This is a genomic window from Pseudomonas abietaniphila, from assembly GCF_900100795.1.
Lineage (GTDB): Bacteria > Pseudomonadota > Gammaproteobacteria > Pseudomonadales > Pseudomonadaceae > Aquipseudomonas > Aquipseudomonas abietaniphila.
This window is the reverse complement of the sequence record NZ_FNCO01000010.1, coordinates 162899-184291: the sequence shown is the minus strand read 5'-3', so window position 1 is coordinate 184291 and position 21393 is coordinate 162899. Positions and strand designations below refer to the sequence as shown.

Annotated in this window: 20 protein-coding genes; 11 read left to right on the top strand and 9 right to left on the bottom strand. The window is 59.9% G+C overall.

The annotated features are described in order from the left end of the window. The first annotated feature begins 86 nt into the window (after positions 1 to 86). Entirely contained in the window at positions 87 to 1631 is a 1545-nt protein-coding gene (gene pdxR, locus BLS87_RS19900; protein WP_074754805.1) for a MocR-like pyridoxine biosynthesis transcription factor PdxR, read from the top strand. A 94-nt stretch (positions 1632 to 1725) separates the two neighbouring features. Then, the gene (locus tag BLS87_RS19895) at positions 1726 to 2937 is read left to right on the top strand and encodes a YeeE/YedE family protein (protein ID WP_074754803.1); all 1212 of its coding nucleotides are present in this window, start codon (positions 1726 to 1728) and stop codon (positions 2935 to 2937) included. Positions 2938 to 3061: 124 nt separating this feature from the next. Here the strand turns inward: BLS87_RS19895 and tkt are convergent, their stop codons facing one another. After that, positions 3062 to 5146 (bottom strand): transketolase, encoded by a 2085-nt coding sequence (gene tkt / locus BLS87_RS19890; protein WP_074754801.1) that lies wholly within the window; start codon positions 5144 to 5146, stop codon positions 3062 to 3064. A 213-nt stretch (positions 5147 to 5359) separates the two neighbouring features. Between tkt and BLS87_RS19885 the strand changes: the two genes are divergently transcribed. Next, complete coding sequence (locus tag BLS87_RS19885; protein ID WP_143024427.1) at positions 5360 to 6241, top strand: bestrophin family protein; 882 nt, start codon at positions 5360 to 5362, stop codon at positions 6239 to 6241. Between the two features lie 185 nt (positions 6242 to 6426). Here the strand turns inward: BLS87_RS19885 and BLS87_RS19880 are convergent, their stop codons facing one another. From BLS87_RS19880 to BLS87_RS19870, 3 genes are all read right to left on the bottom strand, one after another. Further along, positions 6427 to 7539 (bottom strand): polyamine ABC transporter substrate-binding protein, encoded by a 1113-nt coding sequence (locus tag BLS87_RS19880; RefSeq protein ID WP_074754799.1) that lies wholly within the window; start codon positions 7537 to 7539, stop codon positions 6427 to 6429. 29 nt (positions 7540 to 7568) lie between these two features. Next, complete coding sequence (locus tag BLS87_RS19875) at positions 7569 to 8597, bottom strand: histone deacetylase family protein (RefSeq protein WP_074754797.1); 1029 nt, start codon at positions 8595 to 8597, stop codon at positions 7569 to 7571. A gap of 300 nt (positions 8598 to 8897) precedes the next feature. After that, entirely contained in the window at positions 8898 to 9890 is a 993-nt protein-coding gene (locus tag BLS87_RS19870; RefSeq protein ID WP_074754795.1) for an AraC family transcriptional regulator, read from the bottom strand. A gap of 198 nt (positions 9891 to 10088) precedes the next feature. Here BLS87_RS19870 and BLS87_RS19865 point away from each other — a divergent pair, with 198 nt between their 5' ends. Both BLS87_RS19865 and BLS87_RS19860 read left to right on the top strand, forming a co-directional pair. After that, entirely contained in the window at positions 10089 to 10460 is a 372-nt protein-coding gene (locus tag BLS87_RS19865) for a type II toxin-antitoxin system RelE/ParE family toxin (RefSeq protein WP_074754793.1), read from the top strand. Beyond that, positions 10453 to 10758, top strand: a complete 306-nt coding sequence (locus BLS87_RS19860; protein ID WP_074754791.1) for a helix-turn-helix domain-containing protein — start codon at positions 10453 to 10455, stop codon at positions 10756 to 10758. Before BLS87_RS19865 ends, BLS87_RS19860 begins: the two co-directional genes overlap by 8 nt. A gap of 14 nt (positions 10759 to 10772) precedes the next feature. On the opposite strand, the gene BLS87_RS19855 is transcribed toward BLS87_RS19860, so the two are convergent. From BLS87_RS19855 to BLS87_RS19845, 3 genes are all read right to left on the bottom strand, one after another. Then, a complete protein-coding gene (locus BLS87_RS19855; RefSeq protein WP_074754790.1) occupies positions 10773 to 11777 on the bottom strand; it encodes an asparaginase in 1005 nt (334 codons plus the stop codon). Positions 11778 to 11807: 30 nt separating this feature from the next. After that, positions 11808 to 13262 (bottom strand): alanine/glycine:cation symporter family protein, encoded by a 1455-nt coding sequence (locus BLS87_RS19850; RefSeq protein WP_074754788.1) that lies wholly within the window; start codon positions 13260 to 13262, stop codon positions 11808 to 11810. 246 nt (positions 13263 to 13508) lie between these two features. Next, on the bottom strand, positions 13509 to 14933 hold the full coding sequence (locus BLS87_RS19845; protein ID WP_074754786.1) for an aspartate ammonia-lyase: 1425 nt from the start codon (positions 14931 to 14933) through the stop codon (positions 13509 to 13511). A 385-nt stretch (positions 14934 to 15318) separates the two neighbouring features. On the opposite strand from BLS87_RS19845, the gene BLS87_RS19840 reads away from it, so the two are divergent. From BLS87_RS19840 to BLS87_RS19815, 6 genes are all read left to right on the top strand, one after another. Further along, complete coding sequence (locus tag BLS87_RS19840; protein WP_074754784.1) at positions 15319 to 16221, top strand: LysR substrate-binding domain-containing protein; 903 nt, start codon at positions 15319 to 15321, stop codon at positions 16219 to 16221. Positions 16222 to 16392: 171 nt separating this feature from the next. Continuing rightward, on the top strand, positions 16393 to 16968 hold the full coding sequence (locus BLS87_RS19835; protein ID WP_074754782.1) for a M12 family metallo-peptidase: 576 nt from the start codon (positions 16393 to 16395) through the stop codon (positions 16966 to 16968). 230 nt (positions 16969 to 17198) lie between these two features. Continuing rightward, positions 17199 to 17690, top strand: coding sequence for a 5-(carboxyamino)imidazole ribonucleotide mutase (gene purE, locus BLS87_RS19830; RefSeq protein ID WP_074754780.1), 492 nt, complete (start codon positions 17199 to 17201; stop codon positions 17688 to 17690). 7 nt (positions 17691 to 17697) lie between these two features. Beyond that, positions 17698 to 18780, top strand: coding sequence for a 5-(carboxyamino)imidazole ribonucleotide synthase (locus BLS87_RS19825; RefSeq protein ID WP_074754778.1), 1083 nt, complete (start codon positions 17698 to 17700; stop codon positions 18778 to 18780). A 169-nt stretch (positions 18781 to 18949) separates the two neighbouring features. Then, on the top strand, positions 18950 to 19195 hold the full coding sequence (locus BLS87_RS19820; protein ID WP_074754776.1) for a GlsB/YeaQ/YmgE family stress response membrane protein: 246 nt from the start codon (positions 18950 to 18952) through the stop codon (positions 19193 to 19195). Between the two features lie 81 nt (positions 19196 to 19276). Beyond that, on the top strand, positions 19277 to 19813 hold the full coding sequence (locus BLS87_RS19815; RefSeq protein ID WP_074754775.1) for a DUF3299 domain-containing protein: 537 nt from the start codon (positions 19277 to 19279) through the stop codon (positions 19811 to 19813). 77 nt (positions 19814 to 19890) lie between these two features. On the opposite strand, the gene BLS87_RS19810 is transcribed toward BLS87_RS19815, so the two are convergent. Further along, positions 19891 to 20802: a D-hexose-6-phosphate mutarotase gene (locus tag BLS87_RS19810; protein ID WP_074754774.1), complete on the bottom strand. Its 912-nt coding sequence runs from the start codon at positions 20800 to 20802 to the stop codon at positions 19891 to 19893. Between the two features lie 100 nt (positions 20803 to 20902). Beyond that, positions 20903 to 21304 carry an acyl-CoA thioesterase gene (locus BLS87_RS19805; protein ID WP_062379844.1) on the bottom strand — a complete coding sequence of 134 codons (402 nt, stop codon included), beginning with the start codon at positions 21302 to 21304 and terminating at the stop codon, positions 20903 to 20905. Positions 21305 to 21393: the final 89 nt, after the last annotated feature.

Genomic DNA, 21393 nt, shown 5'->3' with positions numbered 1-21393 from the left:
ATTTTCCTTGGCGATTGGCCTAATCCTAGGCAGCCTATTGGTCTGTTGTAAGAACCATTAATGGTCAATTTCATAGGACCAATTCGATGCCCGTCGCCACGCCCTCATTGACGTTCGATTTCGCCGGAATCCAACTGGACCGCCGCCAGGGCTTGAGCCGTCAGCTGTATCAGGCGCTGCGCGAGCGCATTCTCGACGGGCGTTTGAGCAGCGGGACGCGCCTGCCCGCCAGCCGCGATCTGGCAGCTTCGTTGTCCATTTCCCGCAACAGCGTGATGCGTGCCTACGACCAGCTTTACGCCGAAGGCTTCACCGACGGCCGCATTGGCGACGGCACCTATGTCGCACAATTGCCGGACAAACCAACGCCTGCAAAAAAACTATCCACAAAAGTGTCCACAGGGTTATCACCAAGCTTATCAACAGGTTTATCCACAAAATCGTTAAATCATGCTGGTGATTTATCCAGTAAAGTTATCCACAGTGCTTCCATGGACCTGCTGGAACGGCACCATTTGAGCGCTCACAAAACCGGTTTGCCACGCGCTTTTCGCGTGGGTATTCCGGCGTTCGATCTGTTCCCGTTCGACGTGTGGGGCAAGCTCCACGCGGCTTTCTGGCGAAAACCGGGTCTGCATCAGTTGGGGTACGGCGATCCGGCCGGAGAGTGGCGGCTGCGGGAATTGATCGCGGTGTATTTAAGAACATCTCGTGACTTGCAGTGTGCGCCTGAACAAATTGTGATCACCAGTGGCGCCCAGCAGGCGATTGCTCTTTGTGCACAGTTGCTGTTGAACGACGGAGATGGCGTCGCGATTGAAAATCCGGGGTATCGTGCGGCGGGCCACGCCTTTGCGGTTGCAGGCGCAACATTGTTTGGAATGCCGGTGGACGCTGAAGGCATGCAATGCCCTGATTCGAACGATAGCCGCTGCAAGGTGGCGTATGTGACGCCGTCTCATCAGTACCCGTTGGGCGTCACGATGAGTCTGGCGCGCCGCCTGGATTTGCTGGCGTGGGCTGAACGGACACAAGGCTGGATCGTCGAGGACGACTACGATGGCGAATACCGTTACAGCGGCGCGCCTTTGGCACCACTGGCGGCGCTGGATCGGCACGGGCGGGTGCTCTATGTCGGCACCTTCGGCAAGGTCGCTTTTCCGGCGTTGCGTCTGGGGTACCTAGTGCTGCCCCGCAATCTGGTCAAGCCCTTCAGCCAGCGCCGTGCTGTGGACATGCGGCATTCGGAGATCGGCACTCAGGCCGTCATGGCCGAATTCATAGCGTCGGGCCACTTTCAACGGCACATCCGGCGCATGCGTCGTGCGGCATTGAATCGACGCGATGCCTTGCTGGCGGGCTGGCCTCAAGACCTGCCCGGTTGCAGTCCGATGCCCAAGCCGTCGGCGGGCTTGCATGTGACGGTGACGGTCGAAAGCCAGGCCCGTGAGCAGGACCTGGTGGCGAAGGCAGAAAGCGTCGGCGTTGAGGTGGCCCCGCTGAGCGATTACTGGTTACCCGATTCCGATACGCCTGTGGATAACCGCGCGGGGCTGGTGCTGGGTTTCGCGGCGGTACCGGAAGCGGACATTGCCTCGGCGCTGGAGCGGCTGCGTGGTGTGTGGCGGTGAGATGCGTACAGGAAAGGGTTAAACCATTGAGCCTAGAACGGCCGGCAGCGGGGTTATACTCGCGCCCATTGCAACCATTTCCTGAGATACGTCCATGAGCCTTCCTCTTTCTGCGACGCCGGAACGCAAGTTCGGCACGCCGCTGATTGCCTTCGTTTTATTGGTGATCGGTGCTTTGTTTCTTCAGTCCGCGGTCGGCGGCAAGCAAGTGCTGCTGTTGATCGTCGGTGCGGCGCTGGGCCTGACGCTGTATCACGCCGCGTTCGGTTTCACGTCTGCCTGGCGGGTGTTCATCAATGAGCGTCGCGGCGCGGGTCTGCGCGCGCAGATGGTGATGCTGGCCATTGCCGTCGTCCTGTTCTTCCCGGCCTTGGGCGCAGGCACGTTGTTCGGCACACCGGTCACCGGACTGGTAGCGCCAGCCGGCGTTTCCGTGGTCTTTGGCGCGTTCATTTTTGGCATCGGCATGCAGATGGGGGGCGGATGTGCGTCGGGCACGCTGTTCACCGTGGGCGGTGGCAATGCGCGGATGCTGGTAACGCTGCTGTTCTTCATCGTCGGTTCGGTGGTGGCGACCCATCACGCCGACTGGTGGTTCTCGCTGCCCTCGTTCCCGGCAACTTCCATCGTCAAAACCTTCGGGGTGATCCCGGCCCTGATCATGAGCCTGGCGCTGTTCGCCGTGATCGCGCTGGTCACCATCACGCTGGAAAAGCGCCGCCATGGCGAGCTGGAACCCGCAGTTACCAGCGAGCACGTGGGCTTGCGTCGTTTTCTGCGCGGTCCATGGCCCTTGGTATGGGGCGCCGTTGCGCTGGCATTGCTCAACTATGCAACGCTGGCGCTGGCTGGCCGTCCTTGGGGCATCACCTCGGCGTTCGCCCTGTGGGGCGCGAAGGTCGTCAGCAGTCTGGGCGTAGACGTCGGCAGCTGGGTGTTCTGGCAGATGCCTGCCAACGCCAAGGCGCTGGCCGCGCCGGTATGGGAAGACATCACGACAGTCATGGACATCGGCATCATGCTGGGTGCGGCAGTGGCAGCGGGGCTTGCAGGACGATTCTCGCCAAGCCTGAAGATCCCGACCCGTTCGCTGGTAGCGGCGGTGATCGGTGGCTTGCTGTTGGGCTACGGTTCGCGTCTGGCCTACGGCTGCAACATTGGCGCGTACTTCAGCGGTATCGCGTCGGGCAGCCTGCATGGCTGGTTGTGGCTGATTGCAGCGTTCGCGGGTAACGCCGTCGGTGTGCGGATTCGTCCGTTCTTCTTTGAAGGTGAGCGTCGTCCGGTGGTTTTAAGCGGCTGCTGATTCAACGTCGTCACACGCTCCAAATGTGGGATTGAGCTTGCTCACGAAGAGGCCGGTGCAGCCGACAGGTATCCATCGGATGTACCGCAGTCTTCGCGGGCAAGCGCGCTCCTACAGGGCCTGATTACTGGCCGATCTGCTCCTTCGCTACCTTGGCAATGTTCTCGGCCGTAAACCCGAACTTCGCCTGCAGCTTCTCGATCGGGGCGGAGGCGCCGAAGGTGTTCATCACGATCTTCGCCCCCGTCTGACCCACGTAACGGTCCCAACCCACGGGGCCGGCCTGTTCCACGACCACGCGTGCCATGACATTCGGCGGAAATACGCTGTCGCGGTAAGCCTTGTCCTGATCCTCGAACAGCTCCCAGCTCGGCATCGACACCACGCGCGCCGCCACGCCGTCAGCCTTCAGTTTTTCGAACGCCTCGACGGTCATGCCCACCTCGCTGCCCGTGGCGATCAGGATCACGTCCACTTTGCCTTTCACCGCATCGGCCAGCACATAGGCGCCTTTGGCGACGTTTTCAGCGCTGGCGTATTTCGAGCGGTCCAGGGTCGGCATCGGCTGACGAGAAAGCACCAGGCAGCTGGGGCGATGGGTTTGCGCCAAAGCGACTTTCCAGGCTTCGGCGGTTTCGTTGGCATCCCCCGGTCGCAACGTCAGCAAGCCGGGCGTGGCACGCAATTGCGTGAGGTGCTCGATAGGCTGGTGGGTCGGGCCGTCTTCGCCGACACCAATGGAGTCGTGGGTGAAGACGAACACCACCGGCAGCTCCATGATCGACGCCAGACGAATCGGCGGTTTCATGTAATCGCTGAACACCAGGAAGGTCGACGTGTATGGCCGTATGTAAGACAGCGCCAGCCCGTTGGCAATCGACCCCATGGCGTGTTCACGGATGCCGAAATGCAAGTTGCGGCCGCTGTAACTGCCTGCCTCGAAGCTGCCGGCGCCCTCAAACGTCAGATTGGTTTTAGTGGAAGGGGACAGGTCCGCCGATCCGCCAATCAGCCACGGGATTTGCTGGGCAAAACCGTTGAGGACTTTACCGCCCGAGGCACGCGTGGCGAGCCCTTTGGGGTCGGCGTCGAAGCTGACCGCGGTGTTGCGCCAGCCTTCTGGCATTTCACCCGCGCGCATGCGTTTGAGTTCGTCGGCCAGTTGCGGCTGATCTTTCTCAAAACGGGCGAAGGTCTCTTGCCAGGCGTCGTAATCGCCGCCGTTGCGGCTCAGCAACGCATCGCGCAAGTAATGGCGCGCTTCGTCGGGCACCAGAAAGCTGCTGTTTTCATCCCAACCGTAGGCTTTCTTGGTCAGCTTGATTTCATCTTCGCCCAGCGGTTCGCCGTGCGCCGACGCGGTGTTGTGTTTATTCGGCGAGCCGTAGCCGATCACGCTGTCGACCACGATGAGGGTCGGTGCGTCGTCGGTCTGCTGGAAGGTTGTGATCGCCTTCGCGAGCGCCGCAGCATCGTTGGCGTCCTTCACATGCAGGGTTTTCCAGCCGTAGCCTTCGAAACGTTTCTGCGGATCGTCGCTGTAGGCAAGTTCCGTGTGGCCTTCGATGCTGATGGTGTTGTTGTCATAGATCCAGCACAGGTTCGACAGCTTGAGGTGACCGGCCAGTGAGGCCGCTTCGGCGGTCACGCCTTCCATCATGTCGCCGTCGCCGCACAGCACGTAAACGTTGTAATCAAACAGCGTGGCGCCCGGTTTGTTGAAGCGCTCGCCTAGCCAGCGCTCGGCCATCGCCATGCCCACGCTGTTCGCGCAGCCTTGGCCCAGCGGACCGGTCGTGGTCTCAACGCCTGTGGTCATGCGGTATTCCGGATGGCCTGGAGTCTTGGAGTCCATCTGACGGAATTGTTTGATGTCTTCCAGGCTCACGGCCGGTTTGCCGGAGCGCTTGCCGTGCTCGTCGATCTCGACCACGCCCGCCAGGTGCAGCAGCGAATAAAGCAGCATCGACGCATGACCGACCGACAGCACGAAGCGGTCGCGGTTTGGCCAGTCAGGATGTTCCGGGTGATAGCGCAGAAAATCTTTCCACAGGGTGTAGCCGACGGGCGCCAGCGCCATGGGTGTGCCGGGGTGACCCGAGTTGGCCTTTTGCACGGCATCCATCGCCAGGGTGCGAATGGTGTTGATGGTCAGTTGGTCGCGTTCGCTGTGTTCTTCGATGGAATGAGAGGTTAAAGACGAGCCCATTACATTCTCCTCGTGACAAGTGGCTGAAGCATCCAGATAGGTGTTGAGCACGCGCGCGGCGGGTTCGTTCCATGAAATCTCTGTCACCCGACCGGGGCGAACGATTTATCGCTGAAATGTTTCAGTTGCGAACCAAGCAAGCCATCTGCATTCGAATGCCCTTGAGGTCAGCGTGTGTCGCTTGACCCATGAGATAACAGACGGGGGTGGCCTTTGCAGGAAACGATCATCAAGAAATACCGGGCCATGCTCAGGACCTTCACCTACATCGGTTGGTCGCTGTTCTGGCTGTTGATCTGGGATGTGATTGTCACAGTCGATTTCATGCTCTACCTGGAGCGCAAGATCACCTTGCCGTCGATGCCGCTGACCCTGCTCGGTTCGGCATTGGTGGTGCTGACCAGCTTTCGGAACTCGAGCGCTTATAACCGGTGGTGGGAGGCGCGAACGTTATGGGGGGCTTTGGTCAACAATTCCCGCAGCTTCGCGCGCCAGGTGCTGACGCTGATCGACGACGAAGGCGAGCTGAATCCGGTCAAGGCTGTGCTGCTGCGTCGGCATGTTGCCTACGTTGAATGCCTGTCGGCGCACTTGAAGGGAAGCGATTGCGGGGAAGACGTGACGGCCATGATTCCTCGCGAGGAATACGAGCGCCGTAAGCGCACCAATAACTTTCCGAACGACATTCTTAACGAGTCCGCTGCAATCATCGCGAACGAATACAAGGCTGGCCGGCTGGACAGCATTCGTCTGGAGCGGCTGGAAGCGACGTTGGTTGAGATTTCCAACTGCCAGGGCGGCATGGAGCGGATCGCCAATACGCCACTGCCTTATCCGTACGTGACCTTTCCCCGATTGTTCATCACGTTGTTCTGCATCATTGTGCCGATCGGTCTGGTGGAAACGCTGGGCTGGTTCACGCCGCTGGCCTCGACAGTCGTGGGCTTCATGCTGCTCGCCATCGAGAAGATCGGCAGCGACCTGCAAAGCCCGTTCAAGGCGTCTGAACACGAGATTCAGATGAAGGCGCTGTGCGACAACATCTCCGGGAACCTGAACTCGATGCTGCGTGATGCCACGGAAAAGCAGCGCTGACTGTCGGCTGAATATCCGATCGTTCCACGCTCCGCGTGGTAATGCCGCCTGTGACGCTCGGCGTCACCCAATGGGCACGATCAACACAGTCTGTAGGAGCGCGCTTGCCCGCGATGGCGTTGTGTCAGTGTCAGGTGTGTGTTTGACACGACGCATTCGCGGGCAAGCGCGCTCCTACAGGACGTTCAGGTGCCGGATTTGATCTTGGTCCACACCCGGGTCCGTGCGCGTTCTGCATCACGCGGCAGCGGCGTCAGCGTGTAAAGCGTTTTCATTGCTTCGGCGGTCGGGTACAGGTTGGGGTTGTTGCGGATCGCCGGATCAACCAGTTCAGTCGCGTCCTTGTTCGGGTTCGGGTACCCGACAAAGTCGCTGATCGGCGCGATCACCTTCGGTTGCAACAGGTAGTTGATGAACGTGTGGGCGTCTTCCACATCCTTGGCGCCTTTCGGAATCGCCAGCATGTCGAACCAGATCGGCGCGCCTTCCTTCGGCAGACGCATGTCCACCACGACGCCGTTCTTGGCTTCCTTCGCGCGGTTGGCCGCTTGCGAGAAGCTGCCCGAATAACCCACGGCCACGCAGATGTCGCCGTTGGCGATGTCAGCCATGTACTTCGAGGAGTGGAAGTAGGTGATGTAAGGGCGGATCTTCATCAGCAAGGCTTCTGCCTTGTCGTAGTCCTTTGGATTCTTGCTGTTGGGATCCAGCCCCAAATGTTGCAAGGCCAGAGGCAGAATTTCTGAAGGGGAGTCGAGCAGCGTCACGCCGCACTGCTTCAGTTTGCTGATGTTCTCTTCCTTGAAGATCAGGTCCCAGCTGTCCACCGGCGCGTTGTCGCCCAGCACGGCCTTGACCTTGGCCGGGTTGAAGCCGATCAGGATGGTGCCGTACATGTACGGCACGGCGAACTTGTTGCCCGGGTCGTTGGCTTCCAGCAGTTTCATCAGCTTGGGATCAAGGTGCGAATAGTTGGTCAGCTTGGACTTGTCCAGGGGCTGGAATACGCCAGCCTCGATCTGCTTGGCCAGAAACACGTTGGATGGCACCACGACGTCATAGCCCGAGTTGCCTGTCAGCAGCTTGGCTTCCAGCGCTTCGTTGGTGTCGAAAATGTCGTAGATGAGCGGGATCTTGGTGTCTTTTTTGAAGCTTTCCAGGGTCTGCGGCGTGATGTAGTCGAACCAGTTGTAGACCCGCAGGGTTTTTGGCTCGTCGGCGTGCGCCGCGCCGCCGAGCATGGCCACGCCAGATGTTGCCAGAAGCGTCGATGCGATAAAGCGCTTGAGTCTGTTCATCGTTGTCTCTCTTGTTCGAAGGTAGAGGGTCAGACGCGTTCGAAACCTTCCAGCACGTTTACGGCGTTAATGCCGATTTCTTCGACGGCATAGCCGCCTTCCATCACAAACAGGGTGGGCTTGCCCAGGCGCGCGATGCGCTCGCCCATGCGCAGGTAATCCGGGCTGTCGAGCTTGAATTGCGAGATGGGGTCGTCCTTGTAGGTGTCCACGCCCAGCGACACCACGATGACGTCCGCACCGTAGCGTTCGATCTCGCCGCACGCCTGCTCCAGCGCCGCGCTCCACTGCGTCCAGTCGCTGCCCGCCGCCAATGGATAATTGAAGTTGAAGCCTTCGCCTGCACCTTCACCCAGCTCGTCTTCATAGCCGAGAAAGAACGGGAATTCCGCTTCCGGGTGACCATGAATGGAGGTGAACAACACGTCGCTGCGCGTATAGAAAATCGACTGGGTGCCGTTGCCGTGGTGGTAGTCCACGTCAAGAATCGCGACCTTCTTGTGACCTTGGTCGAGGAAGGCCTGAGCCGCGATGGCCGCGTTGTTCAGGTAGCAATAGCCGCCCATGACATCGCTGGCAGCGTGGTGCCCCGGCGGACGGCACAAGGCGAAAGCGCTGCGGGCGCCGTTCTGAATCGCAGCTTGGGCGGTGAGAGCAACCTGGGCCGCGCTGTATGCGGCTTGCCAGGTGCCTGCGGTAATTGGGGCGCCTGCGTCGAAGGTGTAATAGCCCAACTGACCGTGCAGGCTGGTCGGGATGACCGAGCGCAGCGTGCGCGCAGGCCAGGTGTAAGGCAGCAGATCACCTTCAGGGTCGGTTTCGGCCCAGCGTGCCCACGCGCCTTTGAAGAACGCCAGAAACGCTTGGGTGTGAATGCGTTCGATCGGCGCAATGCCGAAATCCTGCGGGCCTTCCACGGCACCGATTTCGCGATCCTTGACGCGCTGCAACACGTGATCGGCGCGCGACGGCATCTCGAAGCAGGGCATCAGCTTGCCGTCGATCAACTCGCAGCGGCCATGATGCAGATGGTGATCGTCTGAATAGATCGTCAGCATTTTCTTGTTCTCCAGGGGCTAAAGTTGTCCGACATTCTTGTGGCGCAAGGCCTTTCGGAGAACGACGGAAACGGCCAAAAGGGGATTATTACGGCCATAAACTCTGTCCGTAAATCGCCCCTAAATGAGGCGAAACGCCCTTTTTCGAGGCGTTCTGGTCTTTACGGCTTGCAATGTTCTCTGCGGGAGCGAGCTTGCTCGCGAAGACTGAAGCTCAGTCACTGAAGATGTGCCGGGTGTACGGACGATTTCGTGAGCAAGCTCACTCCCACAGGGATTCGGTGGCCGGAGAAACGGCATTCACACCCGAAACTGACTCGGCGCCACACCGCTCCAGCGGATGAAGGCATGACGAAAGCTCGCGGTTTCGCTGAATCCCAACGCTTCAGCGATGCGATGAATCGGCAACTGCTCGTCTTGTAGTAATTGCTTGGCGCGCTCGAAGCGTAGCTCGTCCAGCAACTGTTGGTAGCTGCTGCCCGTGGCCTGAAGATGACGGCGCAAGGTACGTTCGGAGCAGTTCATTTTTTGCGCAAGCACGCCCAGGCTCGGCGTCTGGTCGAGCTGCCCGGCGAGCAAATGACGAATCCGGCCCAGCCAGGCCTGACGCCCCGTGAACTCGATGTTCTGACGACGGCAGCGCTCGCGCATGTCGCGGTGCGTCACGGGGTCGGCCAATGTCAGCGGTTGGTCTAGCCAGCGTTTGTCGAACGCAAAGGCGTTGTCTTCAGCGTTGAAATGCAGCGTACAGCCAAAACTTTCCCGGTAGCTGGCCTGATAATCCGGCGCGTCATGAGCAAAGCGCGCGCCAAGCAGCGGCAGCGGCTTGCCCAGCAGGTCATCGCAAATCACCTTCAGCGACGCCATGCACAGCTCGGCGTTGAACACCCGCAGCCCCTCGTCATCACGGTAGTCGCTGGCGCTGAACCAGATACAGTCCCCGTCTTCGATCAGCTGCAACTCGAACAAAGTACCCAGCAGCGCCGGGTACTCCAGCGCCAGCCGCAAAGCGTCACCGAAAGTGCCACTGGTGAGCAGGGCGTAACCGAGAATCCCGTAGGACGACACATGCATGCGCCGTCCGAGCGGCAGGCCGATCTCCCTGCGCAGCGCGACAGCGTTGGCGCAGACCTGCATTTCCTGAAACGTCGTGATGCGAATGTCCGGCCGCTTCAAGTCCGCCTCGGTAATCCCGCTCCCGGCCAGCAACGCCTCGCTCCCCCAGCCTTCTGCCGAGAAGGTATCGAGCACCAGCGAAACGGCGTTGAGTGTGGTGAGGTGCGAATGAAGCATGAAGGCCTTCCGATGTTTTGTTCGTCGGGAGGACGGAGCAAGAGCTATGCCGGACGTCATCCTCGCCCTTGGAAGCACTTGGTGACGGTTGTGAACTACTGCAGCCGCAGAAGATTGTCTACGTTGATTCCCGGCAGCACCCGTGCAACGAATTAGACAAAGCATGCCCGCTACGGGTATATATTGAAGGGGGATGGGATGACGGTGTTAAAGCGAAGGGAGTTCGCTAAATGGCAGTCCGCCGAAATGATCGCCGATAGCGTCTTATGTGATGCCATCAAGGAAATGGAGGTTGGGCTGATAGACGCGGATTTAGGTGGCTGCCTTTATAAAAAGCGGATCGCACGCGAGGGTGGAGGTAAAAGCAGCGGGTATCGCACTTTACTCTCGGCAAGAATTGGGGATCGCTATGTGTTCTTATTCGGCTTTGCAAAGAGTGCCCGGGCTAATGTCACCCAAGGCGAAAAGAAGGCATTGCGCTATGCAGGTAAAGTTTTCCTGAGTATGTCGGATGATGCTCTGACGATCGCTTTACGGGTTGGAACGTTAGAGGAGGTCCACTGTGTCTAGCAAAATCATTGAGTCCTTGCGCGCAGACCTTGCAGAGCTTCATCAGGCTGGGGCGCTAAGCAAGATTACGATGCGCGAGTTCGAAGCAATCTGTCCGACACCGGTCCGGGAGCTCAGTGCGGCAGATATCCGAAATCTCAGGCTGGCATTGAATTTTAGCCAGCCGGTTTTCGCACTTCATTTGAACACTACCGCGTCGACAATCCGCAAATGGGAACAGGGCGAGAGTCGGCCTGCAGGCCCGGCTCTGAAGCTTCTGAATGTAATCGCAGACAAAGGTTTGCAATCAATCCTCTGAGGGTGGTGCAGGAGCTAGAGCAACTCCCCACACACATCCCGCTCAACCAACCGCCGCACTTCGTCTTGTGTAAGCCCCGCGCCGAGCAGCGCGTGCAGTTTGCCGAAGGCGGCTTCGCGGGTCATGCCGCCGCCGGACAGCACGCCGACATCGCGCAGGCGGCTGCCCGCTTCGTAGACATCCAGTTCGACGCCGCCTTCATGGCATTGGGTGATGGCGACGACGCAGACGCCTTGGTCACGGGCGCGCTGCAGGCTTTCGAGAAAGGCAGGGTTATCGCTGGGGCCGGTGCCGCTGCCGAAGCACTCCAGGATCAGGCCCTGGATGCCGCTGTCGATCAGGCCGTCCAGTTGGGCGGCGCCGATGCCGGGGAACAGCGGCATGACGGCAACGTTGGCCAGTTGTTTCGGCTGGCGATAATCCAGTGCCGTTGGCAGCGTGGAAGCCGCTTCACCGCCGCGTGCCCGATTAAGTGCCGCAAAGGGATTGCGGCCGAAGCTGCGGATTTTCGCGCAGCGGGTCGGCTGCAAGATCTCGCCGTGGAAATACAGATGCACGCCCGCTGGCAGACCTTTACCCAGCGACTGCAACGCGCCGTTGACGTTTTCCCAGGCATCGCTGTCCGGCACACCGGCGGGCAGCATGGAGCCCGTGAAGACCACCGGGGCATTCAGGCCCAGCAACTGAAAGCTCATGGCGGCGGCGCTGTAGGCGAGGGTGTCGGTGCCGTGCAGGATCAGCACTGCATCGCAACCCTTCACCTCGATGGCATCGACCACGGCCTCGCGCAGACGCTGCCAGTACTGGGGCGTCATGTTGGCGCTGTCGATCAGCGGAGACATCTCGCGAAATTGCCACTTCGGCACGACCAGTGCCGGCTGGCCCGTCAACTGTTCGGCCATGCGAGCCTCGAAACCCGAAGCTGGCGCCAGACCGTTCCCGCTGGCCTGCATGCCAATGGTTCCGCCGGTATAGAGCACCATGACGTGCGTGGCCGGTGAGTGGTTTTCGCGATTCATGCCTGTCTCCCTGGACTGACTCGTTGATGATTAAGGGGTGTCGACCACTGCTTTGCCACTGGCCGGAGCAGGCGTCGCAGCAGGCTGTTGATGCCCCGGTTTCGGCCACGCTGTGAGGTCCAGATCCAGGTCAGGAAACTGACTGGAGTCGAACACTGGCGTGTCGATGCCCGCCTTACGCTGTGCATCGTAGTCATTCAACAGGCGCAAACCAATCTTGAACAGCATGGCCAGGGCGATCAGGTTAACGAACGCCAGCAGGGTCATGGTGATGTCGGCGAAGGCGAACACGGTGCCCAGGTCTTCCACGGCGCCCCACAGGATCAACGCAAGCACCAGCGCGCGGTAGCTGATCAGCGCCTTGCGGCTTTCCCCGATCAGGAAGCGCAGGCTGTTTTCGCCCAGGTAGTAGTTGTAGAGGATCGAGGTGAAAACGAACAACGCCAATGCCACGCTGATGAACAGCTTGCCCCAATCACCCACGACGGCAGCCAGCGAGTTTTGAGTCAGGGCGATGCCGTCTCCTTCGAAGCCCGGCGTATAAAACCCGGACAGCAGAATCAGCAGTGCGGTGCAGGTGCAAATCACGAAGGTATCGAGGAACACGCTGAACGCCTGAACCACGCCTTGAGCGATCGGGTGCTGAACCTCGGCGACTGCCGCTACGTTGGGCGCGCTGCCCAGACCGGCCTCGTTGGCGAACACACCGCGTTTCACGCCCATCACGATGGCGCTGCCGATCAGGCCGCCAAACACTTCGTCCATCCCGAACGCGCTTTTGACGATGGTCATCAGCATGTGGGGGACCTGCTCGAACTGCACGGCAATGACGTAGATCGTCACTGCGATGTACACCAGCGTCTTGATGGGCACCAGCAGGTCGGCCACCGCTGCAATGCGCTTGATACCGCCGACGAATACCAGGCCCAACAGCACCGCCAGACCCATACCGGCATAACCGGGCGACACACCGAATGCATCGTTGAGGGAGTGGGTCACGGCGTGGGATTGCAGGCCGTTGAACGCGAAACCGAAGGTCACCAGCAGCAACACCGCCATGACCATGCCCAGCCAGCGCTTGCCCAGACCGTATTGCATGTAATACGACGGGCCGCCACGGTATTGCCCTTCGGCATCGCAGCGTTTGTACAGCTGGCCGAGGGAGCATTCGAAGAAGCTGCTGGCCATGCCGACCAGGGCCGTCACCCACATCCAGAACACGGCACCCGGCCCGCCGAGGGTCACGGCGATGCCAACACCGGCGATGTTGCCCGCACCCACGCGTCCGGCGAGGCTGAGCATCAACGCCTGAAACGAACTGAGTTGGCCCGAGCTGCTGCGCAAGCTGTCGCGAAACACCGCAAACATATGAAAAAAGTGACGTAACTGAACGAAACGCGAGCGAATCGTGAAATATCCACCGAGCCCGACGATGAGCACGATCAGCAGTTTTCCCGAGAGGAAGTCGTTGATGACTTCAAGCATGTGTATTCCTCGCTTTTTTAGAGGGGGCGCACTATACCGATACGCCTTATTGGAGTCTTTATTCGGTTTCCTGCTTTCGAGTTGCGGGTGTTCCTGTAGGAGCGCGCTTGTGACTAACTCGTCATTCAAAAATTCCGGGTAAAAAAAAGGGCCTGGAAGCATCTACTTCCGGCCCTCAAAAGGGTGAGGGGTGTCTAGGCCCTCAGCCTGGTGATCGTCTTGCGGGTGAAGCGGGAGCTTCGGTGATCAGGCCTTCAGCGGCACCAATCGTGGGGCAATCATGTTTTCCGGGCGCAGGATGTCGGCGAGCATCACGTCGTCGAGCAAGCCTTCCTCACGCACCAGTTCCAGTACGCCGCGGCCTGTTTCCAGGGCGACGCGGGCGATACGGGTGGCGTTTTCGTAGCCGATGTACGGGTTCAGCGCGGTGACCAGGCCGATCGAGTGCTCGACCAGTTCGCGGCAACGCTGTTCGTTGGCGGTGATGCCGACGATGCAGTGCTCGCGCAGCATGTCCATGGCGCGTTGCAGCAGACGGATCGAGTCGAAGATCTTGTAAGCGATCAGCGGCTCCATCACGTTCAGTTGCAGTTGGCCGCCTTCGGCCGCGATGGTCAGGGCCAGGTCGTTGCCCATGATTTCGAAGGCGCACATGTTCACGGCCTCCGGAATCACCGGGTTCACTTTGCCCGGCATGATCGAGCTGCCTGGCTGACGCGCTGGCAGGTTGATCTCGTTGATGCCGGTGCGCGGGCCGCTGGACAGCAGGCGCAGGTCGTTGCAGATCTTCGAGAGCTTGACCGCAGTGCGCTTGAGCATGCCGGAGAACAGCACGAAGGCGCCCATGTCAGAGGTGGCTTCGATCAGGTCGGCGGCCGGAACCAAAGGCTGGCCGCTGATGATCGCCAGGCGCTCAACCGCCAGATGCTGATAACCAGGGTCTGCGTTGATGCCGGTGCCGATGGCGGTGCCGCCCAGGTTCACTTCGGTCAACAGCTCAGGTGCCAGGCTGCGCAGGCGGTTGAGGTCTTCGGTCAGCGTGGTGGCGAAGGCGCGGAATTCCTGGCCGAGGGTCATCGGCACCGCATCCTGCAGCTGGGTGCGGCCCATTTTCAGGACGTGGTTGAATTCCTGGCCTTTGGCCGCGAACGCCTGGATCAGGCTGTCGAGGCTGGCGAGCAGGGCGTCGTGACCCAACAGCAGACCCAGGCGGATGGCCGTCGGGTAAGCGTCGTTGGTCGATTGCGCCATGTTCACGTCGTTGTTCGGGTGCAGGTATTTGTATTCGCCTTTCTCATGGCCCATCGCCTCAAGCGCGATGTTGGCGATGACTTCGTTGGCGTTCATGTTGGTGGACGTACCGGCGCCACCCTGGATCATGTCGACGACGAACTGCTCGTGGAAGTCGCCGCGAATCAGGCGTGCACAGGCTTCGCTGATGGCCGCGTGCTTTTCGCTGCTCAGGTGGCCGAGCTGATGGTTCGCATCGGCGGCCGCTTGCTTGACCATGGCCAGGCCGACAACCAGTTTCGGGTAGTGAGCGATCGGAACGCCGGAGAGCCGGAAGTTCTGAACGGCGCGCAGCGTCTGAATACCGTAATACGCTTCAGCGGGTACTTCGAGGACGCCAAGCAGGTCTTTTTCGATGCGAAATGATGCAGCGGAGGACATGATAGAGAAAGTCTCAAGAAAGGCACGGACTAAGCCGGAACGCCTTTAATACTAGGCCTGTGGCCGATTGCGAACCAATGCTGTTAAGCGCTAGCCTATGCACAAACGGCATAATGTTGATGTGACGTTCGGATTGTGACGAGCGTGTGAACGACTTCGCCAATCACTCTGTAGGAGCGTGGCTTGTCTCTGGGCCGCATCCGGACGATCGGCTGCGCAGCAGTCGTGATTCTGGCGAATGCAGTGCGCCAGACAAATCGTGTTCCCGATGATTGCTGCCGCTGCGCGCCAGATCGTCCGGATGCGGCCCAGAGACAAGCCACGCTCCTACAGTTGATGGGCGGCAACCATTGATAAGTGGCGACCCACCCTGCGGGAGAGATTGATGAACCTGGAAAGCAAATGGCTGGAAGACTTCAGCGCGCTGGCCGCAACCCGCAGCTTCTCCCAGGCGGCGGAGCGGCGGTTCGTCACGCAGCCGGCCTTCAGCAGACGAATCCGTAGCCTTGAAGCCGCGCTCGGTCTGACGCTGGTCAATCGCTCGCGCACGCCGATCGAGCTGACAGCGGCGGGGCAGTTGTTTCTGGTGACGGCGCGGACGGTGGTCGATCAGCTCGGCGAAGTCCTGCGTCATCTGCATCACCTTGAAAGCGGGCAGGGCGAGGTCATGCAGATTGCGGCCGCGCATTCGCTGGCCTTGAGTTTCTTCCCACGCTGGATCGCGCAACTGCGCAATGAAGGCCTGAACATCGCCACCCGGCTGGTCGCCACCAACGTGGGTGACGCCGTGCATGCGCTGCGTGAAGGTGGCTGCGACCTGATGCTCGCGTTTTATGACCCGGACGCGGCGCTGCAGATGGATGCGGAAATCTTCCCGTCGCTGCACTTGGGCATGACTGAAATGCTGCCGGTGTGCTCGGCGGACGCGCAAGGCAATCCGCTATTCGATCTCGAAGGCGAAAACAGCGTCCCCTTGCTGGCCTACAGCGCGGGTGCCTTTCTGGGGCGTTCGGTGAACCTGCTGTTGCGTCAGCGCAATCTGCGTTTCACCACGGTTTATGAGACCGCGATGGCTGACAGCCTCAAAGGCATGGCGCTGCAGGGGCTGGGCATCGCTTGGGTGCCTCGGCTCAGCGTCGCGGCCGAGCTGGAGCGCGGTGAACTGGTGGTATGTGGCGGGCCTCAATGGCACGTGCCGCTTGAGATCCGCCTGTATCGCTGTGCGCTGGTGCGCAAGGCGAACGTGCGACTACTCTGGCGTAAGCTAGAGCAGGCAGCGGGCAGTTAAGTGGATGAGTGAGTGCGGGCGGTATTCTTACCGATCAATAAAACGCAGCCTACAAGCTGTAGTGCCGATGTCCGAGCTCTTTGCCTCTGATCTTGTTGTAGTTTGGTGTCCGGGCATTTACCCAGACCGCTGGCCATGAGGGCTGGCGAATACACCTAAAAGGAATTAGGTATGACAACTGCAAAAGAACCTGTGCACCTGCTTTTGTTTATTCACGACGACGTAAGCCTTGGGCAGCGCAAGAGCCTCTACAGCGATTACCTCAAGCACTTCTGCGTGGAAATGAAGGCCATTACCGACCGTGAAGTCATCACCTACGAGTTGACCTCGATCCCGGGCATGACCGATATCAGTTACAAGGGTAATCCGGGGCACGAAAGTTTTGTTCTGAGTACGTTTAACCGCAAAGCCTGGGAGTTCGTGCAGGGCCATCCTCATCTGCAGTGGGATAAGAACTTTCGCTACGGGTTGATCACACCTGCGCGTTTCACAGATAAGGTTCTGGGCCTGGCCCATGAATATTCGCCCGTGTTCATCGCTTCGCTTGAGGGTTACCAGGTCATCGCCCATGAGCTGGGTCATACCTTTGGGGCGCGTCACGAAGATGGAGAGGTGACTCGCAACTTCGTCGGTATTGGCTATGCATCCTACATGTACCCCGAAAACGATCCGTTCCATGCCAAGGCCTACCGGTACTCTGATGTCAACCGGGAACGGATAGCAAAGTTCCTGGCAGACGTTCCCTAAGACCCTTTTAGCGAACTTGCAGTTCGTCTAGGGAGGCGTCCCCAATCGCCGTACCCGATACGTCTGACTGTTGGTCGCCAAGGGGGCTGTCTTCGAAGCGGTTTACGGTATACTGCGCGGCCTTTGGCCGGTTCGACTGGTCATAATTCGTACGACAAGCCACGCCGGTCTTCCCGCGTGGCTTGTTGTTTTTAGACGCGCCTGCGGGCGCCCGATGAAGAGGCACGACGATGAGCGCACTGGTTGGCGTGATCATGGGCTCCAAGTCCGATTGGTCCACCCTTAGCCACACCGCCGACATGCTGGAAAAGCTCGGCATTCCGTACGAAGTCAAAGTGGTGTCGGCCCACCGGACGCCGGACCTGCTGTTCCAGTACGCCGAAGAGGCCGAAGGCCGCGGCATCGAGGTGATCATCGCCGGTGCCGGTGGTGCTGCTCACTTGCCTGGCATGTGCGCCGCCAAGACTCACCTGCCCGTGTTGGGCGTTCCGGTGCAGTCCTCGATGCTGTCGGGTGTCGATTCGCTGTTGTCCATCGTGCAGATGCCGGCGGGCATCCCGGTCGCGACCCTGGCCATCGGCAAGGCGGGCGCGATCAACGCCGCTCTCCTGTCGGCCAGCATCCTGGGCGCCAAGCACCCGCAATTCCACGCAGTGCTGAAAAAATTCCGCACTGAGCAGACAGACAGCGTTCTGGACAATCCAGACCCACGCGAGGCCTGAGGTTTTCATGAAGATCGGCGTAATCGGTGGCGGCCAGCTTGGCCGCATGTTGGCACTGGCGGGCACTCCGCTGGGAATGAACTTCGCGTTTCTCGACCCCGCTCCGGACGCCTGCGCCGCTGCGCTGGGCGAGCATCTGCGTGCCGATTACGGCGATCAGGATCATCTGCGTCAACTCGCCGATGAAGTCGATCTGGTCACGTTCGAATTCGAAAGCGTGCCCGCTGAAACCGTTGCGTTTCTGTCCCAGTTCGTACCGGTCTATCCGAGCGCTGACGCCTTGCGCATCGCCCGTGATCGCTGGTTCGAAAAGAGCATGTTCAAGGACCTCGGCATTCCGACGCCTGCGTTCGCCGACATCCAGTCTCAAGCAGACCTGGATGCCGCCGTTGTCAGCATCGGCCTGCCGGCTGTGCTGAAAACCCGCACCCTGGGTTACGACGGCAAAGGCCAGAAAGTCCTGCGCACACCGGAAGACGTGGTCGGTACCTTCGCTGAGCTGGGCAGCGTGCCTTGCCTGCTCGAAGGCTTCGTGCCGTTCACCGGCGAAGTCTCGCTGATCGCCGTGCGTGCCCGTGATGGTGAAACCCGCTTCTATCCGCTGGTGCACAACACCCACGACAGCGGCGTCCTGCGCCTGTCCATCGCCAGCACTGACCACCCGCTTCAGGCCTTGGCCGAAGACTACGCCGGTCGTGTGCTCAAGCAGCTGGATTATGTGGGCGTGCTGGCATTCGAATTCTTCGAGGTCGATGGCGGCCTGAAAGCCAACGAAATCGCTCCGCGCGTTCACAACTCCGGTCACTGGACCACCGAAGGCGCCGAGTGCAGCCAGTTCGAAAACCACCTGCGCGCCGTTGCTGGCCTGCCGTTGGGCTCGACGGCCAAGGTCGGCGAGAGCGCGATGCTCAACTTCATCGGTGAAGTCCCGGCGGTGGACAAGGTTATTGCCATCGAAGACTGCCACCTGCATCACTACGCAAAGGCATTCAAGGCGGGCCGCAAGGTGGGTCACGCCACCGTGCGCAGCAAGGACCGCGCAACGCTGGATCGCCAGGTGAAGTTGGTTGAGGCGTTGATCAAGAACTGATCGGCTGCGTCACCGCCTTTGTAGGCGCGCCCAGACCAAGGGCGCGCCTACAGTGATCGAGTCGCCTGCGGACTTTTGTTTGAACCATTCATCCCCCGTACCCCTCTCATAGCGTGTTGCCAATTGCCTACTAGGCTTTGGCATATTCATTCAAACAGAGGGAAATGGCATGGGAATCATCGGAACCATCTTCATCGGCCTGATCGTCGGTTTGCTGGCTCGCTTTCTGAAGCCTGGCGACGACAGCATGGGCTGGATCATGACCATTGTCCTGGGTATCGCCGGCTCTCTGGCCGCGACCTACGGTGGTCAGGCGGTGGGCATCTATCAGGCCGGTCAGGGTGCGGGTTTCCTGGGTGCGCTGGTTGGCGCGATTGTCCTGCTGGTGATCTACGGCATGATCAAAAAGAAGTGAAACTGAGTCTGGCCCTCTGCGCTATTGCCGCGCGGAGGGCTAGAATGCCCGGCACTTGAACCCTCCATGCCGAGCCCCTTAATGCGTCGTCTCCTCTTCGTTACCCTGCTGCTGGTCTGTGGACTGGCACGCGCCGCCGATCTCCCGGAAACCGACTGGCTCGAACTGATGCCCAAGTCGGACCAGAAAGCCCTCGAAGCCATGCCCGAAATCGATCACAACTCCCCGGAAGCCCAGGGAACGTTCGACAGCAAGGGTGGGCTGAAGCAGAGCAAAGGCCTGCCCGCCGTGATGTATTCGACCAAGACCGTCGCGGCCATGGACGGCAAGAATATTCGCCTTGGCGGTTACCCGGTGCCGCTGGAAACCGACGCCAAAGGTCACAGCACGCTGTTCTTCCTCGTGCCTTACCCCGGCGCCTGCATCCACGTGCCGCCACCGCCACCGAATCAGCTGGTGCTGGTGCGTTACCCGAAAGGCTTGAAGATCGACGACATCTACACGCCGCTGTGGGTCATCGGCACGCTCAAGGTCGAGAAAGTCAGCAACGATCTGGCTGACGCGGCTTATGCGCTGGATGCGTCTAAGGTGCGTGTGGTAGTAGAAGCGGATTTGTAAGAATCGGTTATGGTCTGGCGCAGCGTCGTGTAGGAGCGCGCTTGGTCCGGGCGCTCCTACAAAGGCACCGACTCCTGTCAGGCGTCAGTCAACGGCTCAGCCCAGATGCTCACGCTCATCACATGCATGTCGTTCGGCTTGATGGTCACGATGTCCGTCATGACGTTTGCCGTCTCGACGCACACCATGTTCTGCCAGCCATCGGCTTCCATGTCGCTGAACGTCTTGGTCTTCTCGATCCAGGGATTCCACACCACCGCTGAGCTTGAGCCGGTGGTCTGGATCTGAATCTTGCGCTTCCACTCAGGGTCAATCACCGAAATCAGGTCAGGCGTGTCCTGATAGATACGGTCCGTCTCGCCACTGAAGGTAATGTCACCGGCTTGCACCTTCTGCTGTTCCCAGCTTTCCAGCGTGTTCAGGTAGCTCACGCCGTCCAGGCCTTCGATGCGAACCTGCTTGATATCGCTGACCGCGAAATAACTGTGCAGCGCCTGGCTCAACGTGACGTCTTCAGGCCCCGCATTGAAGCTCAACAGGCTGACGTTCAAGGCTGTATCCAGACGAATCTGCAGCTTCAGGCCCACGGTGTGCGGCCAGCCCGGCAGATGCCCTTCGGCTTTGGGCTGAATGAACTCGACGATCAATGCATCGCCATCTTCGCCCATGCCCATCAACTCCCAGTCGATGGCGCGGACCTCGCCGTGGGCGTTGGCCGTTTCGCTGCTTTGACGCATCGCCTGCACGCTTTGCGGGTTGCGCTGGAAGTTGCCGAACCATGGCCAGCAGATCGGCATGCCGCCACGAATCGCCTTGCCGTGCTTGAACAGCGCGCCCGGGTTGGACCAGATCAAAGGCTGATCGCCGTCGACTTGATAACTGATGATGTGCGCGCCCTGCTGGGCAACCACCAGTTCGGCCTGACCGTGGCGAATACGCCAGCAATTGAGCTCACCGAGCTGGATGGATTCGACTTCTGGCGTAGGCATAGGGGTACTCACTCAAAGGACAGTGACTGAATCAGACTGTGCCAAGCTTGATGAGTTTAGTGCGCCCTGCCAAGTGCGAAGAACGCAGCGCCAGGCGGTTTCAGCGCCGCGCAGGAACCGAACGCGTGCGGCCACTGCCGTCGATCGCGACGAACACGAATACGGCTTCAGTCACCTTGCGCCATTCGCTGGACAGCGGATCATCGCTCCATACCTCGACCATCATCTGAATCGAGCTGCGGCCGATTTCCAGGGTCTGTGTATAAAAAGACAGCTGCGCGCCCACGGCGACCGGCACCAGAAAGGCCATGCGATCAATGGCTACGGTGGCCACGCGACCGCCTGCGACCTTGCTGGCCATGGCAGTACCTGCCAGGTCCATCTGGGCGACCAGCCAGCCACCGAAAATATCGCCGAAGCCATTGGTTTCGCGGGGAAGGGCGGTGATTTGCAGCGCGAGATCGCCCTGCGGTATAGGGTCTTCCTGTTCAAGTTCGTTCATTGCCTGGGGCCTCTGACCCATGACTCTCTAAGTCTTCATCACGTTAAATTAGGGAAACTCTGCGAAAACGACTTGGGCAAATGGTTTCG